This window comes from Acidimicrobiales bacterium, from assembly GCA_040219515.1.
GTDB lineage: Bacteria > Actinomycetota > Acidimicrobiia > Acidimicrobiales > Aldehydirespiratoraceae > JAJRXC01.
This window is the reverse complement of record JAVJSI010000014.1, coordinates 1-22,424: the sequence shown is the minus strand read 5'-3', so window position 1 is coordinate 22,424 and position 22,424 is coordinate 1. Positions and strand designations below refer to the sequence as shown.

Genomic DNA, 22,424 nt, shown 5'->3' with positions numbered 1-22,424 from the left:
TGTAATTACAGCACTGTGTTTCCGCACTTGTAAAGGCCGCGCCTCGACTTTTCACTCCTGCGGGCCCGGCGACCGGGTCGACAGATTCTCGGTCAGCAGCTGCGAGACCTCCTCGGCGGGGGCCGGCCGGGCGAGATAGAACCCCTGACCGCGACTGCATCCCAGGCGCACGAGTTCGTCGAGTTGGGTGGCGTCCTCGATCCCCTCGGCGACCACGTCGAGTCGCAGCGTCTGGGCGAGACCGATCACGGAGCGCACGATGGCCGTGTCGTCAGGATCGACGCCGACACCATCGACGAAGGTCCGGTCGATCTTCAAGATGTCGACCGGGAACCGCTTGAGGTAGGCGAGCGAGGAGAAGCCGGTGCCGAAGTCGTCGATCGCCACCTGGACACCCAGATCCCGGAATTGACCGAGTATCCGGGCCGACTCCTGGACGTCGTCCATGATCGCCGTCTCGGTCAGTTCCAGGCAGAGCCGATCGGCGGGAAGCCCGGCCGTGGCCAGTGCTTCCTCCACCTCGCTCACGATGGCCCCTCGGAGCTGACGAGCCGACAGGTTCACCCGGGTGATGACGCCATACCCGTCGTGCAACCATCGGGCACCCTGCTGGGTCGCCTGGGCGAGGACCCAGGCGCCGAGTTCGACGACCAGCCCGGTCTCCTCCGCCAGGCTGATGAAGGACCCGGCAGCCAGCAGTCCGCGCTCGGGGTGCCGCCAGCGCACGAGTGCCTCGGTGCCGACGATCGTCCCGGAGTCGAGGAGGAACTCGGGCTGGTAGTGCACCTCGAGCTGGCCGTTCTCGATGGCGCGCCGCAGATCGGCCTCGGTGCGGACCCGTTCGACCACGGCTTGACGCATCGAGCCGTCGAAGACCTCCCATCCGTTGCGGCCGCGTGCCTTGACCTGGTACATCGCGGTGTCGGCATGGCGGAGGAGGTCCTCGGTGGAGTCGCCCGGCTCGGGGAGGGCAACGCCGATGGACGCGCTCGGGAAGAGCTCGTCGCCCTCCACCGTCACGGGCTCGGCGAGCAGTGCGAGCAGACGCTCGGCCACGACCGCGGCCACATGGTGGTCGGCGGGCGAACGCAACAGCACGGCGAACTCGTCGCCACCGAGCCGACAGACCGAGTCACCGGGACGAAGTGACAGGCGGATCCGATCGGCACAGGCGATCAGCAGCTGGTCACCGGCGCTGTGGCCCAGCGAATCGTTGACCACCTTGAATCGGTCGAGGTCGAGAACGAGCACCGCGCAGTCGCCCGGCCGACCGAGCTCCGTGGCGATCTCGCCGACCAGCGACCGCCGGTTGGGCAAGCCAGTCAGCTCGTCGTGGGTCGCTTGGTACTCGAGCGTCTCGCGATTGCGCCGCCGCTCGGTGATGTCCTCGGCATAGGTGAGCATCAGCGGCCCGCGCCGCCCGGGTAGTCGCACGGGCGAGCAGCGAACCGACGCCCATCGCACCGTCCCGTCAGGGCGACGGTACGAGGTCTCTATCTGGCGTGTCTCTTCGAAGCCGTCCTCGAAGAGCGCGTTCATGACCGCAGCGGTGTCGGCCGCCATCACCTCGCCGAAGCCGGTACCGCGCAGCTGCGCGACGGATCGCCCGACCAGCTCCGAATAGGCGGCGTTGCAGTGGATCAGGGAATGATCGGCCGCGCGCAGCGTGATGCCGATCGGGGAGGAGTCGAACGCAACGCTGAACCACCGCTCCGCGGCGACGCGCGCCTCGTGCTGGACGAGGATCGAGTGAGCCGACCGGAAGAACTCGATCTCGTCGCTGCCGAAGGGCACGGACCCCGGTCGCGAAATGAGAAGGAATCTCATACCTCCCTCGGGGTCGGTCCCCGGGGACCGGAGGAACGCGACCTGACGGGGTCCGACAGCCACCGACTCCCGCAGCAACCTCTGCATCCCGGCCGGCGCGTCGTCCAGATCCCAGATGCTGACATCTCGCGAGAAGTGTGGCGCGTGCTCGTGGAGGGTGAAACCGGCCGGCATGCGGAAGTGGACGAACTCGTCGCCCAGGGGCCGGGCGTCGCCGAGCGTGACCACGTGCACGGCATCGACCAGGAACCCCTCGTCGTCGGGTTGCCAGAGCCAGATCGACGCGTGGTCGACCTCGACCTCCGCCATCAGCCGACCCAGGGTCTCGTCGATCCGGTCCGTCTCATCCGCGTCCGCATCGACCATCCTCGTCGCGAAACGACGGAGCAGATCCTCGAAGCGCAGCTGACGCACCACGGCCCGATCGGCCTCGGCTCGCCGCAGGAGCTGTTCCATGAGCCTCGCCACCCGGGCCAACACGTCACCCAGGACGTCGACATCGGGGATCAGGTGGCGGGCGCGCGGTGTCCATGCGACCAGGACACCCGCATGGGGACCGTCGCTGTCCACGCGCTGGAGCGCCACCGTGTCGGGGAGACCACGGCCGCCCGGCGTGTGATCGGGCAGATCGATGGTGCCGGCCTCGCCGAGAGCGGCGAGTACGTCGCGCAGCGAACCCGCCTTCTCCAGAGCCCCGGGGTCGGTCAGCATCTCGTGTTCGTGGTCCGGACTCCCCCACCAGCCCTCGACGGTGGCGGGCCCATCCCCGTTCACCGCCCACCACCCGACTGCTCGGAGGTCGAAGAACTCACCGATGAGGCGAAGACCGTGCTCGACCGCGCGCTCGTGGTTGTAGGGCGGCTGCTCGACGAAGGCCCGGGCGATCTCGGCGACCAGCTGGTCGGCCGCGGACCGTCGGCGCGATTTCGACTCGAGCAGGAGCCGATGACGAAGCTGCGCGAGCAGTGCCATCAGCGCGGCGAGGATCGACCGGATGTCGGTGTCCAGGGGCCTCCCGGGCGCGGTCGCAGCCAAGAGCACCGTCAGATCACGACCCTGAACGGAGGGGACGACGACCACCGAAGGTGCCCCGCGGCCGGTGCCGTCGAACAGGTCGGCGAAGCTCCACGTCTCCGGCCCACCCGGGTCGAGCATCCGAGCGATGGCCCGTGAGTCGCGCGACGCCGGGAAGCAACCGCCGAAAAGGTCCATGCCGTCGTCGGCCGCCTCGACCACACACCGCATCGACACGCCTGCCGGGTCGAGCTCGACGAGACAGAGCGACGCCAACCGCAGGTGGACCCGCATCGATTCGAGTACGCCGGCAATGGCCTCGGGGGCATCGTCGAGGGTCGTGTCCACGAAATCGCGGGATGCCGTGGCGAGCACGGCATCGACGGCCTCCTGCCGGGCGAGGCGCCGGGTGACGTCGGTTCGAAGCCGGAGTTGATTCAGGGTGTCGGTGAACGCACGGACCGAGGCGATGCTCTCGTCCTGCCACCGGCGCGCCATCGGATCGATCAGCACGAGCGCTCCGGGGATCCGATCGGTGTCGTCGAGGCCGACGATCAGGACCGGCGCGTCGTCGGCCTCCGGGCGCGTCGCATCGCCGTCGTGGAGATCGCCGAGCCGAGCGACGACGAGACCCTCGTGGCGGAGGCGGTTCAGGTCGGGGACCGACACCGGGGCTCCCCGCGTCGGGTCGTGTCCGTCGCGACGGACTCCGTTCCAGCACGACATCCGGCCGTCCTTGATTCGCCACATCGAGGCCTCGACGACGCCGTAGTGATCCAACGCGAGCCGGAGCATCTCCTTGACCCGATCTTCGATGTTGGCGAGGTCGATGTCGACCGAGCGGGACGCGATCGCGGCGGCGAACCTCTCCTCGCGCAACCGGCTCCGTATCATCGTCTCGGTGCTCAGTCGCGCTCGAGTCTGCTCGGCGATGTTGGCGAGCGCCTTGGCCGCGGCGATGTCCTCCCCGGACCAGTGACGATCCGGATCGACCAGGACGACAAGGCCCGCGGGCTCCGCTCCGATCGGGACGACGAGCGCGAGACCATCGTCGGGATCCAACGAATCGGTGTCGAGCGTGGCGATCCGAACGACAGCGTGGCCGTTCTCCACGAGGGCGGCGCGCTCTGCCTCCGACAGCGCGATGGTGGCAGGCCGACGGGTCGTCCGGCCGTCGTTCCAGCGTCCCATCACGCGCACACTGTGCTCCGGCCCTACGGCCCAGAGTGCGGCACCCCGGATGTCCAAACGCTCGATCGCGAGGCGCAACGCCTCGTCGACGATCCCGTCGAGAGTCTCGAGGGTGGCCGACGACGCCAGGGAGGCCGCGTCGGTCACCAGCCCGTCGAGCGCTCGACGCTGACGGTGCTCGCGCTCGCGCTCTGCTCGGAGCGTGAGCTTCTGAAGGCTGCCGGCCACCGACTTCGCGGCACCGATCTCCGCCGCCGTCCAGCTCCGTCGGTTCACATCGGCGAACACGACGAGCCCCTCGACCCCCTCCGGCCCGACGCTCGGCACACTCAGCACCTCACCTTCGGCGCGGAGCGAACTGGGGCGATTGTCGAACGAGCCGAGCGATCGGATGGAATGGCCCGCCGACATCAGGTCATCGAGCTGCTTGAGGTCGGCCTTGATCCGACTGCCCGGCTCCAGCACCGTCGTACCGAGGAAGTCGGTGGTTGCGACGAGCAGGTACTCGTCACCATCGCGAACCAGGGTCGAGGCCGACGAGACTCCGAAGCGGTCGCGGGCACTCTGCAGGAGTTCGAGCAGCGTCGCGTCGTCCGCGGCCGCAACGGCGGCGCGGTGGGCGAACTCGCCGAGGAAACGCTGGGTTTCGACCTGTTGACGCAGATTGTGCTCGGCGATGACGCGTTGGCGAGCGGCGCCCACGACCGAACTCACGACCTCGAGCCCGATCACCACATCGCCACTCGCCGCCACATGAGGTCGCAACGAGGCTGCTGTGAACCGGGAGAATCCGCCACTCTGGGCAGGAGCCGCGAGGAGCGTCGTCCCCGGACGGCCGAGCACCGAGAAGGGACCGTCGCCTGCCGGGCACCGTCGCAACAGATCGCCGTCGGCCGCCACCGCCGCGGCGTCGGTCTCGTTCGCATCGAACCAGAGGACCCCCGCGTCGTCCATCGTCGACTCGCCGATGACGACGAGATCGAGCAGGCCGGCGAACTGGGCGAAGACCTCGTGCAGTTCCGTTTCGAATTGCTCGGCTTCGGATCTCGCCAATCGGGCGATCGCTTCGTTCACGTACGCCGCGAATTGGCGGTGCCAGGCCATGGAGCCGATCTCGGCTCGCTCGGAGTGTCCCGCAGGAGCGTTCACGTTCTGCCAATCGGCCGGATCGACCTCGGTTTGAGCCCGGTTCGAGCCCGGGGCGATCGCTAGCGGCGGCCTCGGACCATGGAACGCTTGTGATCGACGAAGTCGTACAGGAGATAGTCGCCGAGATTCTCGTTCGTCGTGAAAAAGGCCCGTCCACCGTTCATCCGCGAGATCTGCTCCACGAAATCGCGTAGATAGTGGGTGACATCGAGGACGAACGTGTTGATCCGTATGTCCTCGCGGGTGCACTTCGCGACCTCGGCGAGCGTCAGATCGACCGTCTCCTGCGACGGTGGATAGTTGAAGAAGGGTTGCCCCGATCGAGTGATGTGGGCGGTCGGCTCACCGTCGGTGATCATGATGATCTGCTTGGTGCCGGTCTCGCGGGCGAGCATCCTGCGGGCGATCTGGAACGCGTGCTGCATGTTGGTGCCGTAGACGTAGTCCCAGCTCAGCTCGGGCAGGCTCGCTGCGTTGAACTCGCGGGCCACCTCGCTGAACGACACCATCCCGAGGAAGTCGCGCGGGTACTGGCTCGAGATCAACGAATGGAGCGCCATCGTGACCTTCTTCGCCGGAAGGAAGTTGTCGCGCATGGCCATCGACATCGAGATGTCGAGCATGAGCACGGTGGCGGAGCGCACCTGCTGTTCGGTTCGCTCGATCTCGAAGTCGTCGGGGTGGAGCTGGATGGGGGTGCCACCGCCGGTGCGGGCGATCGAGTTGCGCAGGGTCTGCTCGATGTGGAGGTTGAAGGGGTCGCCGTATTCGTAGGCCTTGGTCTCGTACTCCCGCTCATGACCCTGGCCGGCCTTGTGGAGCTCGTGCTTTCCCATCATGTCCGACGACATCTTCTTGAAGATCTCCTCGAGCGCGCCGTTGCCGATCTTGCGGATGGCGCGAGGCGTCAGTTCGTAGCGCCCCTCCTTGTTCTCGATGAGACCGGCCTCCTCGAGCATCCGGGCGATCTCGGCCATTCGTTCGAGCGACTCGGCTGATTCCTCGCCGAGCAGGTCACGGGCCCGATCGATGTCGACCTCGGCGAGCGCGCCCGGGTTGGTGGCCCCCCGGAGCAGATTGTCGAGCTGATCGATGTCGCCGAGTTCGCCCATCATGTCCATCGCCTGCGACATGTCGAGGGGGTCCTGGCCCTGGAAGTCGTAGGACTGACCCCAGCCCATCTGCGGGAACTGCTCGCGCAGGTTGTCGGCGAGCTGCTGCATCTGGAAGTTCAGATCCATGTCCTCCATGAGCTGGTTGCTCAGCTCCTGGAGTTGCTGGCGTTGCTCGGGCGACATCGAGTTGAGCATCTGTTGTGCCTGCGCCATGCGCTGCGCCATCACCTCGAGCAGCTCGTCGAGCGTCTGCGGATTCTCCGGGAAGAAGTCGCCGAAGTCCTCCATGAACTTCTCGAAGTCCGGTTCCTCACCGTTGGCCCGCTGCTCCAGCATGTGGTTCAGCTCGGCCATCATGTCCTTCATTCGCTGAAGGTCCTCGGGTGACATGTTGTTGACGCCCTCGGCCATCTGATCGAGCTGCTGCTGCATCAACTGCTCCCGCAGCTGATCCATGAGCTCCTCGAACTTCTGCTGCGCCTCGGCACTCTCGAACTCGTAGTTCTGGAGCCCCTTCACCTGGCCGGCGAGGTCCGGCGGCAGCATGTCGAGCTCCATGTTCTTCATGGTGGCGGCATCGCTCGCCAGCTCCTGGCGGCGTTCGTCGCCGGACTCGTTGGCCTGTTCGACCATGTCCCCGAGCGCGGATCGCTCCTCCTCGACGACGTCACGCAGCGCGTCGGCGATCTCGTCGAAGACACCGCCGAGGTCGTGCTGGTCCAGGAGCTCGCGCCGGCGTTCCCGCAGCTTGTCGAGCATCTCGCGGATTCCGTCCATCTGGCGACCGTCGCGATCGGTCATCCCGCCCTGCATCATCTGCCGCAGGGCGTTGTTCACATCACCGTGGTAGAGCAGGTCATCGGCCAGCTCGTCGAAGAGATGGTCGGCATCGAGCTGGAAACCCGTCTGCGAGCCGTCCCAGCGCGAGTACGTGAAGTGTGGCGGCTGGCGACGTTGACGGCGACGACGGCGAAGGACCATGCCCGGACCCTAACCCGCTGCGAGTTCGCGACACCTGTCGGTGTCGAGGAGCAGGCGGGTACCCGCTGGGCGTGCCCGGCGGGCCCGCTGCTTGTTAACGTCCACTAACCATGTCCGACGCCGCCCGCGCCCTCGACCCGGATTCGCCCACGCGGCGACCCTCGAACCGTCGTGAGCTGATCCTCGAGGCGGCGATCGAATTGTTCCACCAGCACGGGTACCCGGCGACGGGGGTGGACGACATCGGCAAGGCCGTCGACGTGAGCGGGCCGGCGATCTACCGCCACTTCTCCTCCAAGGAGGAGATCCTGCTCGAGGCCATCCAGCTCGCGGCCGACGAGGTGCACGAGGCCAACAACAACGCCCGCACCGGTGGCGGCGGACCCACCTCCGTACTCGAGGGGTATGTGCGGGCCTACGCCCGCGTGGCCATCGAACGATCGGCCCTCATCTCGGTGTGGACCAGCGAGGCGCGCCACCTCTCGTCGGACCGTCGCTCCCCGATGAGCCGACGGCTCCGCGCCTGGTCCAACGAGTGGAACGACGAACTCCGCAAGGTCCGCACCGACCTCAGCGCCGAGCAGGCCCGCATTCTGGTGGCCGGGGCCATCGGTCTGATCTCGACCACGGCCGCGGCGGAACGAAAGAACGTCGGTCTCCTCGAGGACCGCATCACCTCCATGGCGATGGCGACGCTCGCCGCGCCGATCAACTGACACAGGAGCACCACCAATGCCCATCAATCCCGATGCCGTCGGCAACACCAGCGAGCCGGCCGAGATCTCATGGACGTCGAAGGACAGCCTGCTCTACGCCCTGGGCGTCGGGGCGGGCGTCACCGACCCCACCGGATTCGAGCTCGAGTTCACCACCGAGAACACGAAGGACACGCCGCAGCGTGCGCTTCCCACGCAGGTCGTCGTGATGGGGGCCGGCGGCATGCCCTCCTTCGGCGACTTCAATCTGGCAGCGCTGCTCCACGGCGAACAGTCCATCGAGATCCACCAGACCGTGCCGGCCGAGGGCACCGCCACCGGCCAGGGCAAGGTGGCGGCGATCTACGACAAGGGCAAGGCCGCCCTGGTCCGGTTGGAGACCACCGTCACCGACACCGCCGGGAAGCCGCTGTGGACCAGCCGGTCCGGACTGTTCATCTCCGGCGAGGGCGGCTGGGGCGGCGACCGCGGACCGGCGAGCGAGTGGGCGCTGCCCGAACGCGACGCCGACGAGGTGGTCGGCTACACCACCCGCGACGACCAGGCGCTGCTCTACCGGCTCAACGGCGACCGCAACCCGCTGCACTCCGACCCGTCGTTCGCGTCGATGGCCGGGTTCGACAAGCCGATCCTGCACGGCCTCTGCACCTTCGGGTTCACCGGCCGAGCACTGCTCCACGCGTTGTGCGACAGCGATCCCGATGCCTTCGGCACGATGGGCGGTCGTTTCAAGTCACCGGTCATGCCCGGCGAGCAGCTGGACGTGCACATGTGGAACAACGGCGACGAGACCCTGTTCCAGACCCGCGTGGGCGATCGCGTGGTGTTCGACGCCGGTGTCTTCACCAACCGCTGAGTTTCGCTGGGGGGTCACGTCATCCTCGGTTTCGGCCGAAGGCGTGGCCCCCACGGCCGATTGGTCCGAGTGGGAGCGCGAGAAGCTCACACCTCCCTCGGGTGACGGCTACGGACTGCACGAGGACTTCCGCGACGACGTCGCCCAGTACGCCGCGCTGGGCTGCACCGACTGGCGTCTCACCATCGAATGGGCGCGGGTCGAACCGGCCGAAGGCAAGCTCGACAGCGACGCCATCGACCGCTACCGCGACATCCTCTCGGCCGCCCGGGACGCCGGGCTTCGCAACTGGCTGACCCTGCACCACACCTCGCTGCCCGGCTGGTACCTCGACGACGAGGGCGGCCACCGGGACGCCGATGCGCGGGGTCGGTTCTGGACTCGTCACGTCGACCGGATCGCCGAAGCACTCGACGAGTTCGCCGACGGCTTCGTGCCGATCGACGACCCCATCGGGTGGGCGCTCCGGGGCTACGGGCTCGGTTCTCGACCGCCGGGACGCAGCGACGCGAGGGCGATGCGCGAAGCCGTCGAGGGCGCGGTACTGGCCACCCACGATGCCGTGCGCCTGCTCTCGTCGGGGCATCAGCCCGTCATGACGGCCTGGCGCGCCGACCCCGTCCACCCCCTTCCCGACGAGGACCGCCGGACCTCGCCGGAAGCCCGAAAGGCCGCCGGCCGCTGGGACGAACTCCTGTGGGGCACCTGGCTGCGGGCCCACGGCGAGGGCATCCTCGCGATCGACGGGCGCGCCCCCAAGGAGGTGCCCGCGTTCGTCAACGAGGTCGACTGTGTCGGCATCGTGCACGATCATCCCGTGGGCATCACCGACGAGGGCAGCATCGATCTCTGGCCCCGCAAGGGTCGACGAGACGCCAGCGGCTTCTCCCCCGAGGCCGGCGAGTTGGCCGAGGCGATCCACCGGACCCACGAGGCGCTGCCCGACCACGAGATCGTCGTCGCCGGTCACGGCGTCCCCACCGACGACGACGCCTGGCACGACGATCAGATCGGGCGGGCCCTCGACGTGGTGCTCGAGGCGGCCGACGAGGGTCGTCTCGCCGGCTACTTCCACGACGCGGGCGTCGACGGCTACGAGTGGAAGAAGGGCTTCGAGGCGCCGAGGGGACTCCTGCGGCGCAACCGCACCCGCCGCCCCGCCGCGTCGACCTTCGCCGACGCCACCACCACCACCCTCCCCCCAAATTGAGGTGGGCTGACCACCTCTGCGGTGGTCAACTCCATCAAGTTCGGGGTCTCGGGAGGGTGGGAACAGGGGGATGGGTCAGCTGCGAGACCGGAACTGGGACTTTCCGGCGGCGCCGTCCTTGTTGAGCCGCTTCGACAGGTGCAGGCCCTCGAGCACGAGCTCGATGGCGCTGGCGATCATCGCCGGTGACGCGGCGTCGCCCGGATCCTCCTCGGACAGGAGCGCGTCGACCGGGGCCCGGAGTGCGGGGATCGACTCGAGCATCGCGGCATAGGCATCGTCGGTGACGTCCTCGCCGGTGTCGATGACGGTGTCGCCCTCGAAGGCGTCGACCACCCCCCGATGCGAATCGGTCGGCACGCGGTCCTTGAACACCGCCAGCACGGCCGCCCGTACGAGGTTGTCGAGGATCTCACCGTCGCGGCCCTCGTCGAGTGTCTCGATCTCGATCTTTCCCGCCGTCGACGCAGGCAACGCGTCGAGGTCGACGATGCGCGGCACCACGCTGGTGGCGCCGGACCGCAGTGAGCGTCGGACGGCGTTGGCGACCATCACCTCGGTGTTCGAGATGGACAGCCGGACCGACACGCCGGAGCGCTGGTTGATGTGCTGGCTGGCCCGAGCGGCATGGCTCAGGGTGGCGCAGATCTCGGTCATGAACGACGGCACGGCGACGTCGAGCCCGTCGGCCGACGCCAGGTCGGCCTCCTGCTCGATGATCGCCACCTCGGTCTCCACGTCGAGCGGATAGTGGGTGCGGATCTGCGACCCGAACCGATCCTTCAGCGGCGTGATGAGACGACCGCGATTGGTGTAGTCCTCGGGATTGGCCGACGCGACCAGGATGACGTCGAGCGGCAGGCGGACCTTGTGGCCGCGGATCTGCACGTCGCGCTCCTCGAGCACGTTGAGCAGACCGACCTGGATGCGCTCGGCGAGATCGGGCAGCTCGTTCATCGCGAAGATGCCGCGATTGGTGCGGGGGACGAGGCCGTAGTGCAGCACCAGTTCGTCGGAGAGGTAGCGCCCCTCGGCGATCTTGATGGGATCGACCTCGCCGATGAGATCGGCGATGGCGGTGTCCGGGGTGGCCAGCTTCTCGCCGTAGCGATCGTCGCGATGGACCCACTCGATCGGGGTGTCGTCGCCCTTCTCGGCGACGAGGTCACGTGCGTGTCGCGAGATCGGTGCGTAGGGATCGTCGTTGATCTCCGAGCCGGCCACGATCGGCATCCACTCGTCGAGCAGTCCGGTGAGACCACGGATCATCCGCGTCTTCGCCTGGCCCCGTTCACCCAGGAAGATGATGTCGTGGCCGGCGAGCAGCGCGTTCTCCAGCTGCGGTGTGACCGTGTTCTCGTAGCCCAGCACCTCGGGGAAGAGGGGCTCGCCCGAGCGGATGCGGGCGATCGCGTTGCGCCGGATCTCCTTGCGGATCGGGGTGGACACCCACCCGCTCTCTCGGAGGGCACCAAGGGTCTCGGGTCTCGACATGGCGGCGACCCTACACGGGCCGACCGACTCGTCGGCAAGCGCCCGGCGCCTGCCGCTAGCCTCCCCGCAATGGATCTTTCCGGGGCATGGCGGGCCACACCGGCCACCGAAGAGCTCCGGCGCACCTTCCACGAACCCGAACTCGACGATCGCAACTGGACGAGCGTGCCGGTCCCCGGACACTGGTCGACCCAGGCCGGCCTGGAGGACGCCCGTGCGGTGCTGCATCGGACGGCGTTCGACCTCGAACCCGTACCCGCGAACCGACGGCGTTTCCTCTGCTTCGACGGCATCGCCCAGCAGGGCGATGTGTGGCTCGACGGCGGCTACGTGGGCGACACCGACGGCTACTTCGTGCCCCATCGGTTCGACGTGACGGACCTCCTTTCCGCCGCCGGTCACCATGTGCTGGCCGTCGATGTGAACTGCAGCCGATTCAGCGACCCCGACAACCGGTCGTCGATGATGGGCGCGCTCCAGGACCCCGAGCTCTCCGGTGCCGCCGGCGCCAATCCGGGCGGCATCTGGCGCCGAGTCCACATCCACGAGACCGGCCCCATCGCAATCCTGCACTTCCGCGCCGTGTGCCTCGACGCCAACCCCACTCGGGCCCGGCTGGCCATGCGCTGCGTGTTCGACGCGCCCGACGGCGGCACCGTCGTGCTGCGCACCCGGGTCGCCGGCCACGACCACGAGCAGACACACTCGGCCGCCGCGGGCGAGAACCGGGTCGAGTGGACCATCGACGTGCCGGCGCCGGCCCTGTGGTGGCCCCACTCGCTCGGCGACCAGCCCCTCCACGACCTGCGCTGTGACGTCGTCGCCTACGGCGAGATCATGGACTCTCGCGAGGTCCGGCTGGGCTTCCGCAGCGTCGCCATGAAGAACTGGGTACTCCGGGTCAACGGCGAGCCGATGTTCCTCAAGGGCGCCGGCATGCTGCCCACCACTCCCCGTCCCGGCGATGCAACGCCCCAACAGGTGACGGGCGACGTCGGCGCGGCCGTGGAAGCCGGACTCGACCTCCTTCGGGTCATCGCCCACATCGCCCGACCCGAGCTCTACGCCGCGGCCGACGAGGCCGGTCTGTTGATCTGGCAGGAGCTCCCGCTCCGCGGCGTGATGGCTCGCGGCGTCCGTGGTCAGGCGGTGCGACAGGCTCGCGAGGCCGTCGACCTGCTCGGGCACCATCCCTCCGTCGCGGTGTGGTGCGCCCACGACGAGCCGTTCCGCCGGGCCGAGCAGCCCGCAGCGACACCGCCGATCCTCGGCCAACAGCCGCCGTCGTGGAACCGCGACGTCCTCGACCGCTCCGTGCGCCGGGTCCTCAACCGCACCGACGGCAGCCGCCCGGTGGTGCTCCACACCGCCGTGCCGCCCCACTTCCCGACGCTCGACGGCACCACCAGCCATCTCTGGTTCGGCTGGCACGACGGTCGCGCCGCCGACCTGGCCGCCGCGGTGGCCCGACTGCCGCGCATGGGTCGCTTCGTCACCGCGTTCGGCGCCGCCTCGGTCAACCCGCGCGCCGAGGTCCTCGAGGACGCTCGTTGGCCGTCGATCGACTGGGATCGGGTGGCGGCCGAGACCGGCGCCCGATCGGTGTCGCTGCACCACCTCGTTCCCCCACGCGGGGTACTCGACGGCACCGCCTGGGCCACGCTCACCCGGGTCGCGCAGGCGGAGGTGGTCAAGACGAACATCGAGCTGCTGCGCCGGCTGAAATACCGGCCGACGGGCGGCTTCGCCCAGTTCTACCTGGCCGACGCGTCACCGACCGGCGGCTTCGGGGTGCTCGATCACGATCGCCGACCGAAGCCGGCGTGGCAGGCGATGGTCGACGCATGTCGGCCGGTGATCGTGGTGGCCGACCCGCTGCCACCGCTGCTCGAACAGGGTGACTCGCTCGAGCTCGCCGTCCATGTCGTGTCCGATCGCCGAGACCCCATCGAGTCCGCACAGGTTCGGGTCACGGTGCGCGCCATCGATTCCCGGGGCGACGAGGTCGGCGAGTCGAGCCAGGCATGGACCGGCACGATCGCGGCCGACGACTGTGCGCTCATCGGTCATGCCGAGATCATCGTGCCGTCGCGGGCGAACGAGCTCGTCGTCGACCTCGAGCTCACCAGCGCCACGGTCACCGCGACGAATCGCTATCGGGCCGCCGTTCGCTGATCGGCCCCGGCTGAACTGGGCCGACGACGCCAGGGGGAAGTACCGTGCCCGGGTACTCCGCCCGTGAGAAGTCCGGGTACTCCGTGAGAAGAAGGTGCACGCTTTCATGGCACAAGCAACATCACCGTCGCGACACGACGTTGCCCCGGTCCGCAGGCGACCGGCTCCGCTGCCGTGGCCGTTGAACATCTACCAGACGGCCATCGGCAAGAAGTACGTCATGGCGCTCACCGGTATCGGCCTGCTCGGCTATGTCGTGATCCACATGATCGGCAACCTGCACCTCTACGAAGGCCCGCGCCAGGTCCACGAATACGCCGAGGCGTTGCGCGACCTCGGTGGGCATCTCGTGCCTCGCACATTCCTTCTCTGGGTGCTGCGGATCGGCCTGATCGGCATGTTCGTGCTCCACATCCAGAGCGCGTACTCGCTCAGCCGCATGAGCCACAAGGCCGACAGCGCCTACGCCGGCGGACGTACCTACACCGCCGCCAACTTCGCCAGCCGCACCATGCGCTGGACCGGCCCGATCATCCTGCTCTACGTGCTCTTCCACCTGGCCGATCTCACCTGGGGCTGGATCGACGACGACTGGGTGCGCGGCGACCCCTACCACAACGTCTACAGCTCGATGGACGCCCTGCCCATCGCCCTGATCTACATCGCCGCCAACGTGGCCCTCGCGGTGCACATCTTCCACGGGGCCTGGTCGATGTTCCAGAGCCTCGGCATCAACAACCCCAAGTACAACAGCCTTCGTCGTGGTGTGGCCCAGGGCCTCGCCGGCCTCATCCTGGTCGGCAACCTCAGCTTCCCGATCGCCGTGCAGACGGGGCTGATCGACGAGGACAACCGCGCCGACCCGATCGGTTTCGTGGACGAGAACGGCAACTCGGTGCTTGATTCCCACACCGAACAAGGAGGCGAGTGATGGTCACGCTCGATTCGAAGGTTCCCGACGGTCCCGTCGCCGAGAAGTGGGACAACCACAAGTTCTCCATCAAGCTCGTCAACCCGTCGAACAAGCGCAAGTTCGACATCATCGTCGTCGGCACCGGGCTCGCCGGTTCGTCGGCCGCCGCCTCGCTGGCCGAGCTCGGCTACAACGTCAAGGTCTTCACGTACCACGACTCCCCGCGGCGGGCGCACTCCATCGCCGCCCAGGGCGGTATCAATGCCGCGAAGAACTACCGCAACGACGGCGACTCGGTCCACCGGCTGTTCTACGACACCGTCAAGGGCGGCGACTATCGCTCCCGTGAAGCCAATGTCCACCGTCTCGCCCAGGTGTCGGTCGACATCATCGACCAGTGTGTCGCCCAAGGCGTCCCGTTCGCCCGCGAGTACGGGGGCTTGTTGGCCAACCGTTCCTTCGGAGGCGCCCAGGTCAGCCGCACGTTCTACGCCCGCGGCCAGACCGGCCAGCAACTCCTGCTCGGCGCCTACCAGGCGCTCGCGTCGCAGATCGCGACCGGCAAGGTCACGCTCTACAACCATTCCGACGTGCTCGACATCGTCACCAAGGACGGCGAGGCCTGCGGCATCGTCACCCGCGACATGCTCACCGGCGAGGTCCACTCGCACTCCGCGCACGCCGTCGTGCTCGCAACCGGTGGCTACAGCAACGTGTACTACCTCTCCACGAACGCGATGGCGTGCAACGTCACCGCGGCGTGGCGGGCCCACCGCAAGGGCGCCCTGTTCGCCAATCCGTGCTTCTCGCAGATCCATCCGACCTGCATCCCCGCCAGCGACGAGTTCCAGTCGAAGCTGACCCTCATGTCGGAGTCGTTGCGCAACGACGGTCGGATCTGGGTCCCGCGGGACCGTGACGAGACCCGCTCCGCCGACCAGATCCCCGAGGACGATCGCTACTACTACCTCGAGGAGAAGTACCCGAGCTTCGGCAACCTCGTTCCGCGCGACGTCGCCAGCCGCAACGCCAAGACCGTGGTCGACGAGGGCCGCGGCGTGGGTCCGCTGAAGAACGGGGTCTACCTCGACTTCGCCGCCGCCATCGCCCGAGACGGCGCCGAGGCGGTCAAGGAACGCTACGGGAACCTGTTCGACATGTACGAACGGATCACGGGCGAGGATCCCTACTCGACTCCCATGCGCATCTATCCGGCGATCCACTACACGATGGGTGGGCTCTGGGTCGACTACAACCTGATGACCACGGTGCCCGGGCTCTACGCCATCGGTGAAGCCAACTTCTCCGACCACGGGGCCAACCGACTCGGTGCCTCGGCGCTCATGCAGGGCCTCGCCGACGGATACTTCGTACTGCCCTACACCATCGGCGATCACCTGGCCCCGAAGCTCGGCAACACGCCGGTGCCGACCACCGATGCGGTATTCACCGAAGCCGTCCAGGCCGTCGACGACCGAACCCGCCAGTGGACCACGAAGAAGGGTGGCACCCACGGCGTCGAGTACTACCACCGCGAGCTCGGCAAGATCGTGTGGGAGTACATCGGCATGGCCCGCAACGAGGCCGGCCTCCAGAAGGCACTGTCCGAGATTCCCGCCCTGCGCGAGGAGTTCCGCAAGAACGTGAAGGTTCTCGGATCACCCGACGGCATCAACTCGATGCTCGAGAAGGTCAACCGGGTCGACGACTTCATGGAGTTCGCCGAGCTCAAGGCGCGCGACGCACTCCAGCGCGAGGAGAGCTGTGGCGGGCACTTCCGAGAGGAATCACAGACCCCCGAGGGCGAGGCGTTGCGCGACGACGAGAACTTCGCCTACGTGAGCGCCTGGGAATGGAAGGGGCCCGACCAGCCCCAGGAGCTCCACAAGGAGCCGCTCGAGTTCGAAAACGTCAAGCTGACCCAACGGTCTTACAAGTAGTGGGCAACGCGCCGCGTTGCTCGGAGTTGCGGCTGCGCCGGAACTCCCGCTGAGAAAGAGATCACTCATGAGCAAGATGCTGAACCTCAAGCTGAAGATCTGGCGCCAGGACGGCCCGCACTCGCAGGGTGCGTTCCTCGAGGTCGACGCCAACGACATTCCCGAGGACGCCTCGTTCCTCGAAATGCTCGACGTGGTCAACGAGCGACTCATCGACGACGACGTCGAGCCCATCACATTCGGCCACGATTGCCGCGAGGGCATCTGTGGCTCCTGTGGCGTGATGATCAACGGTCAGGCCCATGGTCCCGAGAAGGCCACGGCCACGTGCCAACTCCACATGCGCAAGTTCAACGACGGCGACGAGATCGTGGTCGAGCCCTGGAAGGCCGAGGCGTTCCCGGTGCTCAAGGACCTGATGGTCGACCGTCGGGCGTTCGACCGGATCATCGAGGCCGGCGGCTACATCTCCGCACCAACCGGTACGCCCCAGGACGCGAACGCCACGCTGATCCCCAAGGAAGTGGCCGACACCGCCATGGACGCCGCCGCCTGCATCGGCTGCGGCGCCTGCGTGGCTGCCTGCCCCAACTCGGCGGCCCAGCTCTTCACCTCGGCCAAGCTCGCCCATCTCAACGTGCTGCCCCAGGGTCAGTCCGAGCGGTGGAAGCGCACCGAGAACATGGTCGAGACGATGGAGGACTTCTTCGGGTCCTGCACCAACCATGGCGAGTGCCACGACGCGTGCCCCAAGGAGATCAGCCTCGACTTCATCGCGTTCATGAACCGCGACTACGTCAAGGCCAAGGTCAAGAACCGCTCGCTGGCCGCGCAATAGCGGTCGCCAGCCGTTCGAGCTCCTGTTCGAGCAGGGGCGTCAGCAGGTGTTCGACGACGGTGGTGTCCTCCACCGTCGAGCGAGTTGCCGCGACCCCGGTCAGCTCCTCGAGTCCACGACACAGTTGCAGCGTGTGCGGGCCGCGTGTGGTCACCGGCTGGGCGATCAGCGCGGCGGCATCGTCGTGTCGGTCCTGGAGGACTGCCACCCACGCACCGACCAGGATCAGATCACTGCGATGGCCCGGGTGGATCGAACCGAGCACCCGCTCGATCGAGGTCCGGAGCAGCCGGTCGGCTTCGCCATGCCGACCCAGATGGGCGAGCGCGAGGATCTCGACGTAGCCGAGGGTGTCGCCCCAATACGTGTATCGGCCTCGATCGGGGTGACCCGTGACGATCGCCAGCGCGTCGTCGCTGCGATCGAGCCGCACCAGTGCCATCCCGCGGTTGGTAGTGAGGATCATGTGCCATACGTTCTCCGCTGGCACGTGGCTCAGTCCTTGGTCGCTGGCCTCCAGCGCGTCGCTCCACCGCCCGGCCAGTAGATGGGCCCAGCCGTGGTACGCCTCCACCGCGGCCCGTTCGTAGCGCACACCGCTCCGCAGCGCCGCGTCACGAGCGAGCTCGAGCATTTCCAGAGCGAACGGACTGTCCTCGCCCTCCGCCTGTGCTTGGACCATCGCACCCAGCGCCGCACTGCGATGGGCGAAGGACAGTGCGGGGTGATCACCGAGCTCGAGCTGGTAGAGCCCGACCACCGCAGCAGTGGTGTGAACGACCTGCATGGATCCGATACCAGCCAGCGCGTACGAGACGAGGATCTCGGCCTGCTCCTCGATCGGGAAGTCGGCCAGCAGATGCATCCGATCCGCCATGAGGTCGACCACTCGACCGGCATCGGCGTACGCCATGGAGGCGCCGGCGAACTTGGCGACGAACGACAGGAGTTCCCGGTCGTCGCCTCGACGTTCGAGCCACTCGGTTGTTCGCCACAACGTGGGGAGCAGCGGCCGTAGTCGATCGAGCGTGGTCCAATCCCAGTAGCCGCCGCCGTACTCACAGCTCAACTCGGTGCGAAGGCCGTCGAGGAAGACGGTCATCGCATTGTCGAACTCACCACGTTCTTGCAGGAGCGCCTTCGCCACCTGACGCACGGGCTCGAGCATGCGGTAGCGAAGGTCGAGACCGTCGCGCTCGGGCACGAGCAGCGAACGACGGACGAGGGCGCTGAGGAACCGGGGATCGGTGCCGCCCAGCAGACCCACATCGGGAGGGCCGAAGGTGCCCTCCAAGAGCGCGACGCGTTCGAAGAGCCGCTGCGCCGGCTCGTCCAGCGTGGACTGGCTCCACTCGACCACTTCGCGCATCGTGCGTCGTCGGCCCAGCGCGTCAGCGGTGGTGGCGGTGTCGGAGACCATGAGGTGGTCGAGGTCGGTGACGAGCTGTCCGAGGCCGATCTCGGTGAGCCGGGCCGCAGCGAGCTCGATCGCCAATGGGAGCCCGTCGAGGCGGCTGCAGACGTCGACGATGGCCGCGTCCACCTCGGGGCTGTCACCGAGTTCGACGCCGTGGGCCTCGGCCCGTTGACGGAACAGCTCCGCACCGACATCCATCGACGGCAGCAGCCAGAGGTGTTCGCCACGAGCGTCGAGCCGTTCCCGTGAGGTCGCGAGGATTCGCAGTCTCGGGCATCGGTCGAGCAGCTGGTCGATCTCATCACGCGCGGACGCGAGTACGTGCTCACAATTGTCGAGCACGAGGAGGCGTCGCGAGTCGCCGAGATGTGACGCCGTGTGGCGTCGGATCGCGTCGAGACCGGCGGATGGCGCCAAGCCGTCCATGTCGACACCGGCGCCGTCGGCCACCTGCCGCGCGACTTCGACGTCGTCGTGGCTGAGCACCAGATCCACGAAGCCGGCCTCGGGCTCCTCCGCCGCCGCTTCGATCGCCAGACGGGTCTTTCCGGCGCCACCGGTCGCCACGATCGTGACGAGGCGGTGTTCGGCGACGAGCTTTCGCACCCGGGTCATCTCATCCACTCGACCGACGAAGGACGATCCCGGCCGGGGCAGCCGTCCCCCGTTCGACGGCCGTTCCTGTTCCGCCAGATCGGCGCCATCGAGCCCGACCAGACCGGTGGCGACATCATGGCTCCGGAGGACGATCTCGCCCAGGTGGTCGCCGGGCTCCGTTCGTCGCATCACCTCCGCCGATGCCTGGGTCATGACCACTCCGACGGACGTGACCAGGTCGGTGACGCGCGCCACCCGATTCACGCCGGGGCCGAACCAATCGCCGGCGCGAGACGTCGCCCATCCGGTGTCGATCGCCATTCGGACCTGGAGGAACGACTCGAGCTCGGGTGCCGCCAGCGGCAGCCCGGCACGAATCGCACGGGCTGCGTCGACCGCGCCGTCGGGATCATCGAACTGGGACAGGAATCCGTCGCCCGTGTGTTTGAACACCACGCCGCCCGCGTTCGACACCGACGAGGCCACCAGATCGTCGTGGAAGCGGAGCGCCTGCTCCATCAGCGCCGGTGCGGCGAGCCAATTGGTGGTGCTGCCCACGAGGTCGCCCATCAGGAAGGTCGTCAGCCGTCCGCCGTCCTGCGAGCTCTCCATTCGAGCACTGTAGGCCCGACGAGGCTCGTTCGCCGGTTCACAAACGACCACCGCGCGAGGTTGTCCTTGACCTCGTGCGCCTGAGGCGCGACGGTGACTCTTGTCACACCAAGTGGTCTCGTCGACGTCACCCGTTCGATGCACTCGCCTCGACACGTCGCCCCGATCAGTGACCTGAAGGAAGGACGGCGCCACTACCGCACGGAAACGATCCGGCCAACGGACCCCGTGCCACATCAACGCCACACGAACCCACGTTCAAGCGTGACCGGAACCGCTCCCACGAACTTCTCGCGCCCGATGCACCTCTACGAAGGTGCCAGGAGAAGCGTTCAAGAGAGAAGATTCCACGTCACGGGAATGTGGTGAGGACCTTGCTTCACAGACGAGGCGTCCCCGCCCCGGGGCGTCTCGTCTGATCGTTTTGGCCGATTCGCCGGCTTCAGCCGGGTTCGGTCCAACCCGCCGACGAACGCAGGTGGTGCTCGAGCACCGGCCACAGCTCCTCGATCAGTGCGTCGGGCACCTCGTGACCGAGGCCGTCGACCTCGACGAGTACCGCCCCATCGATGCCGGTGGCCAGCGCCCGTCCGTGGGCCGGCGGGAACACCGGATCGGCGGTGCCGTGGACCACCAGGGTCGGTGCGGTGATGACGCCCAGCCGTCCGAGGCGATCGGGACTCGAGTGCACGGCGATGCCATGTCCCGTCTCTGCGGCCCAACCGGTGGCCACCTCGGCCTCGGCCAGCGCCCGTTGCCGCGACGGATCCAGCGGGTAGAGCGGCCCGCACAGGAACCGGTCGAGTTCGACAAGCCATTCGACCTGCCCGGCTGCATCGACGGGAGGACCGGCGAAGAGCCGGGCGGTCATCGCCTCCACGAACCCGTCGTCGGGTCCGCCGAGGGTCTCGTCGCCCGGCGCGGGGCTCGAGCCGAACATGGTGAGCGACCGGACCCGATCGGGATGGTCGATACCCAGGAGCTGGGCGATCATTCCGCCCATCGAGCGGCCGATGACGTGGGCCCGATCGATGTCCAGCCGATCGAGCAGCCCGACGACGTCGGCCACGAGATCGTCGAGCAGGTAGGCATCGTTGGCGCCGAACCGGGTCGAACGCCCGCAGTCGCGATGGTCGAAACGCACGACGCGGTGCCCTTCGCCCACGAGTCGATCGACGAGGGCAGGCGTCCACCGGAAGCCCGGGGAATCGGCTCCGGCGATCAGCAGCACGGTATGGCCGGCGACGGGCCCCTGCTCGTCGACCCAGAGCTCCACCGCCCCCACATCGACGAGCCGACCGCGCCGGGCGTCGTCCATCGCGGTCATCGTCGGCGTGCCGCGTTCATCATGGGGCCGAACGGTACCCTCGGCAGCCGTGATGCAAAAGATCGGTGCCCAATTCGCCCGGGGATTCCTCATGGGTGCCGCCGACATCGTCCCCGGTGTCTCCGGCGGCACGATCGCCCTGGTCCTCGGGATCTACCAGAAACTGATCGACACGATCCGCGACGGGGCGAGGGCCCTGGGCACGCTCGCCAAGGGCGACGTCCGTGGGTGCTGGGAGAAGCTGCGGGCCCTCGACTTCCTCTTCATTCTTCCCCTCGGCGCCGGCATCGCCGTTGCCGTCAAAGGGCTGGCCTCGGTGATCGAAACCCAGCTGCACGACAACCCCGAGAACATGGCCGGACTCTTCTTCGGGCTCGTCGTCGCCTCGATCGTCGTGGCGCTCGGGATGCTCACCGAACGCACCGCGGCCGGCTGGCTGATCATGGCTGTTGCCGCGGTGGTCGTCTTCGTGCTGCTCGGCTTTCAGTCGGGGCCCGTCGCCGACCCGTCACCGCTCATCCTCTTCGGCGCCGGCGCGCTGGCGATCTGCGCCATGATCCTGCCCGGCATCTCGGGCAGCTTCATCCTGTTGATGATCGGCATGTACACCGTCGTGATCCAGGCCGTGAAGGACACCGAACTCCTGGACATCGCCCTGGTCGGCATCGGCTGTGTCGTCGGCCTGGCACTCTTCAGCACCGTGCTCGGTTGGGTGTTGGAGCGGGCATTCAACCCGGTGATGGCCGGTTTGATCGGGCTGATGCTCGGCTCGCTGCGGGTCCTCTGGCCGTGGCCCAACGGCGTCGGCGTGATCTCCGAGGACCAGAGCGAAGTGATCGACGGCACCGGCCTCGAGTGGCCGGCCGGCGACGAGTGGTTTCAGCCCGTCGCGCTGGCCGTGGCGGCCGTGGTCCTCGTGCTCCTCGTGGCCGAGATCGGCAAGCGCTACTCCGACGCCTGAGTCGGCCCGGACGGTGGATCGAGCTCGATCCACCCCGGCCGCGACCCGCCCACCCACCCCCGCCCCTCCATAATCGCCAACCCCCGGCACG

13 protein-coding genes are annotated in these 22,424 nt (G+C 67.9%); 8 read left to right on the top strand and 5 right to left on the bottom strand.

Translation table 11 applies throughout. The annotated features are described in order from the left end of the window. Positions 1 to 51: 51 nt before the first annotated feature. Both RIB98_13420 and RIB98_13415 read right to left on the bottom strand, forming a co-directional pair. Entirely contained in the window at positions 52 to 5,181 is a 5,130-nt protein-coding gene (locus RIB98_13420) for an EAL domain-containing protein (GenBank protein MEQ8841975.1), read from the bottom strand. A 59-nt stretch (positions 5,182 to 5,240) separates the two neighbouring features. Beyond that, positions 5,241 to 7,277 carry a hypothetical protein gene (locus RIB98_13415; GenBank protein MEQ8841974.1) on the bottom strand — a complete coding sequence of 679 codons (2,037 nt, stop codon included), beginning with the start codon at positions 7,275 to 7,277 and terminating at the stop codon, positions 5,241 to 5,243. Positions 7,278 to 7,387: 110 nt separating this feature from the next. Between RIB98_13415 and RIB98_13410 the strand changes: the two genes are divergently transcribed. Genes RIB98_13410 through RIB98_13400 form a run of 3 tightly spaced genes read left to right on the top strand, consistent with a single transcriptional unit; the run spans position 7,388 to position 10,059 of the window. After that, entirely contained in the window at positions 7,388 to 7,993 is a 606-nt protein-coding gene (locus RIB98_13410) for a helix-turn-helix domain-containing protein (protein ID MEQ8841973.1), read from the top strand. 16 nt (positions 7,994 to 8,009) lie between these two features. After that, entirely contained in the window at positions 8,010 to 8,849 is an 840-nt protein-coding gene (locus RIB98_13405) for a MaoC/PaaZ C-terminal domain-containing protein (GenBank protein ID MEQ8841972.1), read from the top strand. A gap of 43 nt (positions 8,850 to 8,892) precedes the next feature. Continuing rightward, positions 8,893 to 10,059 (top strand): family 1 glycosylhydrolase, encoded by a 1,167-nt coding sequence (locus RIB98_13400; protein ID MEQ8841971.1) that lies wholly within the window; start codon positions 8,893 to 8,895, stop codon positions 10,057 to 10,059. A 75-nt stretch (positions 10,060 to 10,134) separates the two neighbouring features. Here the strand turns inward: RIB98_13400 and RIB98_13395 are convergent, their stop codons facing one another. After that, on the bottom strand, positions 10,135 to 11,553 hold the full coding sequence (locus tag RIB98_13395; GenBank protein ID MEQ8841970.1) for a sigma 54-interacting transcriptional regulator: 1,419 nt from the start codon (positions 11,551 to 11,553) through the stop codon (positions 10,135 to 10,137). 69 nt (positions 11,554 to 11,622) lie between these two features. Here RIB98_13395 and RIB98_13390 point away from each other — a divergent pair, with 69 nt between their 5' ends. From RIB98_13390 to RIB98_13375, 4 genes are all read left to right on the top strand, one after another. Beyond that, positions 11,623 to 13,728 carry a hypothetical protein gene (locus RIB98_13390; protein MEQ8841969.1) on the top strand — a complete coding sequence of 702 codons (2,106 nt, stop codon included), beginning with the start codon at positions 11,623 to 11,625 and terminating at the stop codon, positions 13,726 to 13,728. Positions 13,729 to 13,909: 181 nt separating this feature from the next. Beyond that, complete coding sequence (locus RIB98_13385; GenBank protein ID MEQ8841968.1) at positions 13,910 to 14,659, top strand: succinate dehydrogenase cytochrome b subunit; 750 nt, start codon at positions 13,910 to 13,912, stop codon at positions 14,657 to 14,659. Continuing rightward, positions 14,659 to 16,581, top strand: a complete 1,923-nt coding sequence (locus tag RIB98_13380) for a fumarate reductase/succinate dehydrogenase flavoprotein subunit (GenBank protein MEQ8841967.1) — start codon at positions 14,659 to 14,661, stop codon at positions 16,579 to 16,581. Before RIB98_13385 ends, RIB98_13380 begins: the two co-directional genes overlap by 1 nt. 67 nt (positions 16,582 to 16,648) lie before the next feature. Continuing rightward, a complete protein-coding gene (locus tag RIB98_13375; GenBank protein MEQ8841966.1) occupies positions 16,649 to 17,419 on the top strand; it encodes a succinate dehydrogenase/fumarate reductase iron-sulfur subunit in 771 nt (256 codons plus the stop codon). Here the strand turns inward: RIB98_13375 and RIB98_13370 are convergent. Together RIB98_13370 and RIB98_13365 are read right to left on the bottom strand one after the other, a co-directional pair. Then, positions 17,391 to 20,045, bottom strand: a complete 2,655-nt coding sequence (locus tag RIB98_13370) for a hypothetical protein (GenBank protein MEQ8841965.1) — start codon at positions 20,043 to 20,045, stop codon at positions 17,391 to 17,393. The genes RIB98_13375 and RIB98_13370 overlap by 29 nt on opposite strands. Before the next feature lie 442 nt (positions 20,046 to 20,487). Next, positions 20,488 to 21,363: an alpha/beta hydrolase gene (locus tag RIB98_13365; GenBank protein MEQ8841964.1), complete on the bottom strand. Its 876-nt coding sequence runs from the start codon at positions 21,361 to 21,363 to the stop codon at positions 20,488 to 20,490. Positions 21,364 to 21,424: 61 nt separating this feature from the next. On the opposite strand from RIB98_13365, the gene RIB98_13360 reads away from it, so the two are divergent. Beyond that, the gene (locus tag RIB98_13360; GenBank protein MEQ8841963.1) at positions 21,425 to 22,333 is read left to right on the top strand and encodes a DUF368 domain-containing protein; all 909 of its coding nucleotides are present in this window, start codon (positions 21,425 to 21,427) and stop codon (positions 22,331 to 22,333) included. Positions 22,334 to 22,424 lie beyond the last annotated feature (91 nt).

What these genes read in the sequence shown, in the direction of transcription:
- RIB98_13390 (MEQ8841969.1), top strand. Translation starts at nt 11,623, where the DNA reads ATGGATCTTTCCGGGGCATGGCGGGCCACACCGGCCACCGAAGAGCTC.
- RIB98_13405 (MEQ8841972.1), top strand. Translation starts at nt 8,010, where the DNA reads ATGCCCATCAATCCCGATGCCGTCGGCAACACCAGCGAGCCGGCCGAG.
- RIB98_13370 (MEQ8841965.1), bottom strand. Translation starts at nt 20,045, where the DNA reads ATGGAGAGCTCGCAGGACGGCGGACGGCTGACGACCTTCCTGATGGGC.
- RIB98_13365 (MEQ8841964.1), bottom strand. Translation starts at nt 21,363, where the DNA reads ATGGACGACGCCCGGCGCGGTCGGCTCGTCGATGTGGGGGCGGTGGAG.
- RIB98_13375 (MEQ8841966.1), top strand. Translation starts at nt 16,649, where the DNA reads ATGAGCAAGATGCTGAACCTCAAGCTGAAGATCTGGCGCCAGGACGGC.
- RIB98_13410 (MEQ8841973.1), top strand. Translation starts at nt 7,388, where the DNA reads ATGTCCGACGCCGCCCGCGCCCTCGACCCGGATTCGCCCACGCGGCGA.
- RIB98_13415 (MEQ8841974.1), bottom strand. Translation starts at nt 7,277, where the DNA reads ATGGTCCTTCGCCGTCGTCGCCGTCAACGTCGCCAGCCGCCACACTTC.
- RIB98_13395 (MEQ8841970.1), bottom strand. Translation starts at nt 11,553, where the DNA reads ATGTCGAGACCCGAGACCCTTGGTGCCCTCCGAGAGAGCGGGTGGGTG.
- RIB98_13380 (MEQ8841967.1), top strand. Translation starts at nt 14,659, where the DNA reads ATGGTCACGCTCGATTCGAAGGTTCCCGACGGTCCCGTCGCCGAGAAG.
- RIB98_13360 (MEQ8841963.1), top strand. Translation starts at nt 21,425, where the DNA reads ATGCAAAAGATCGGTGCCCAATTCGCCCGGGGATTCCTCATGGGTGCC.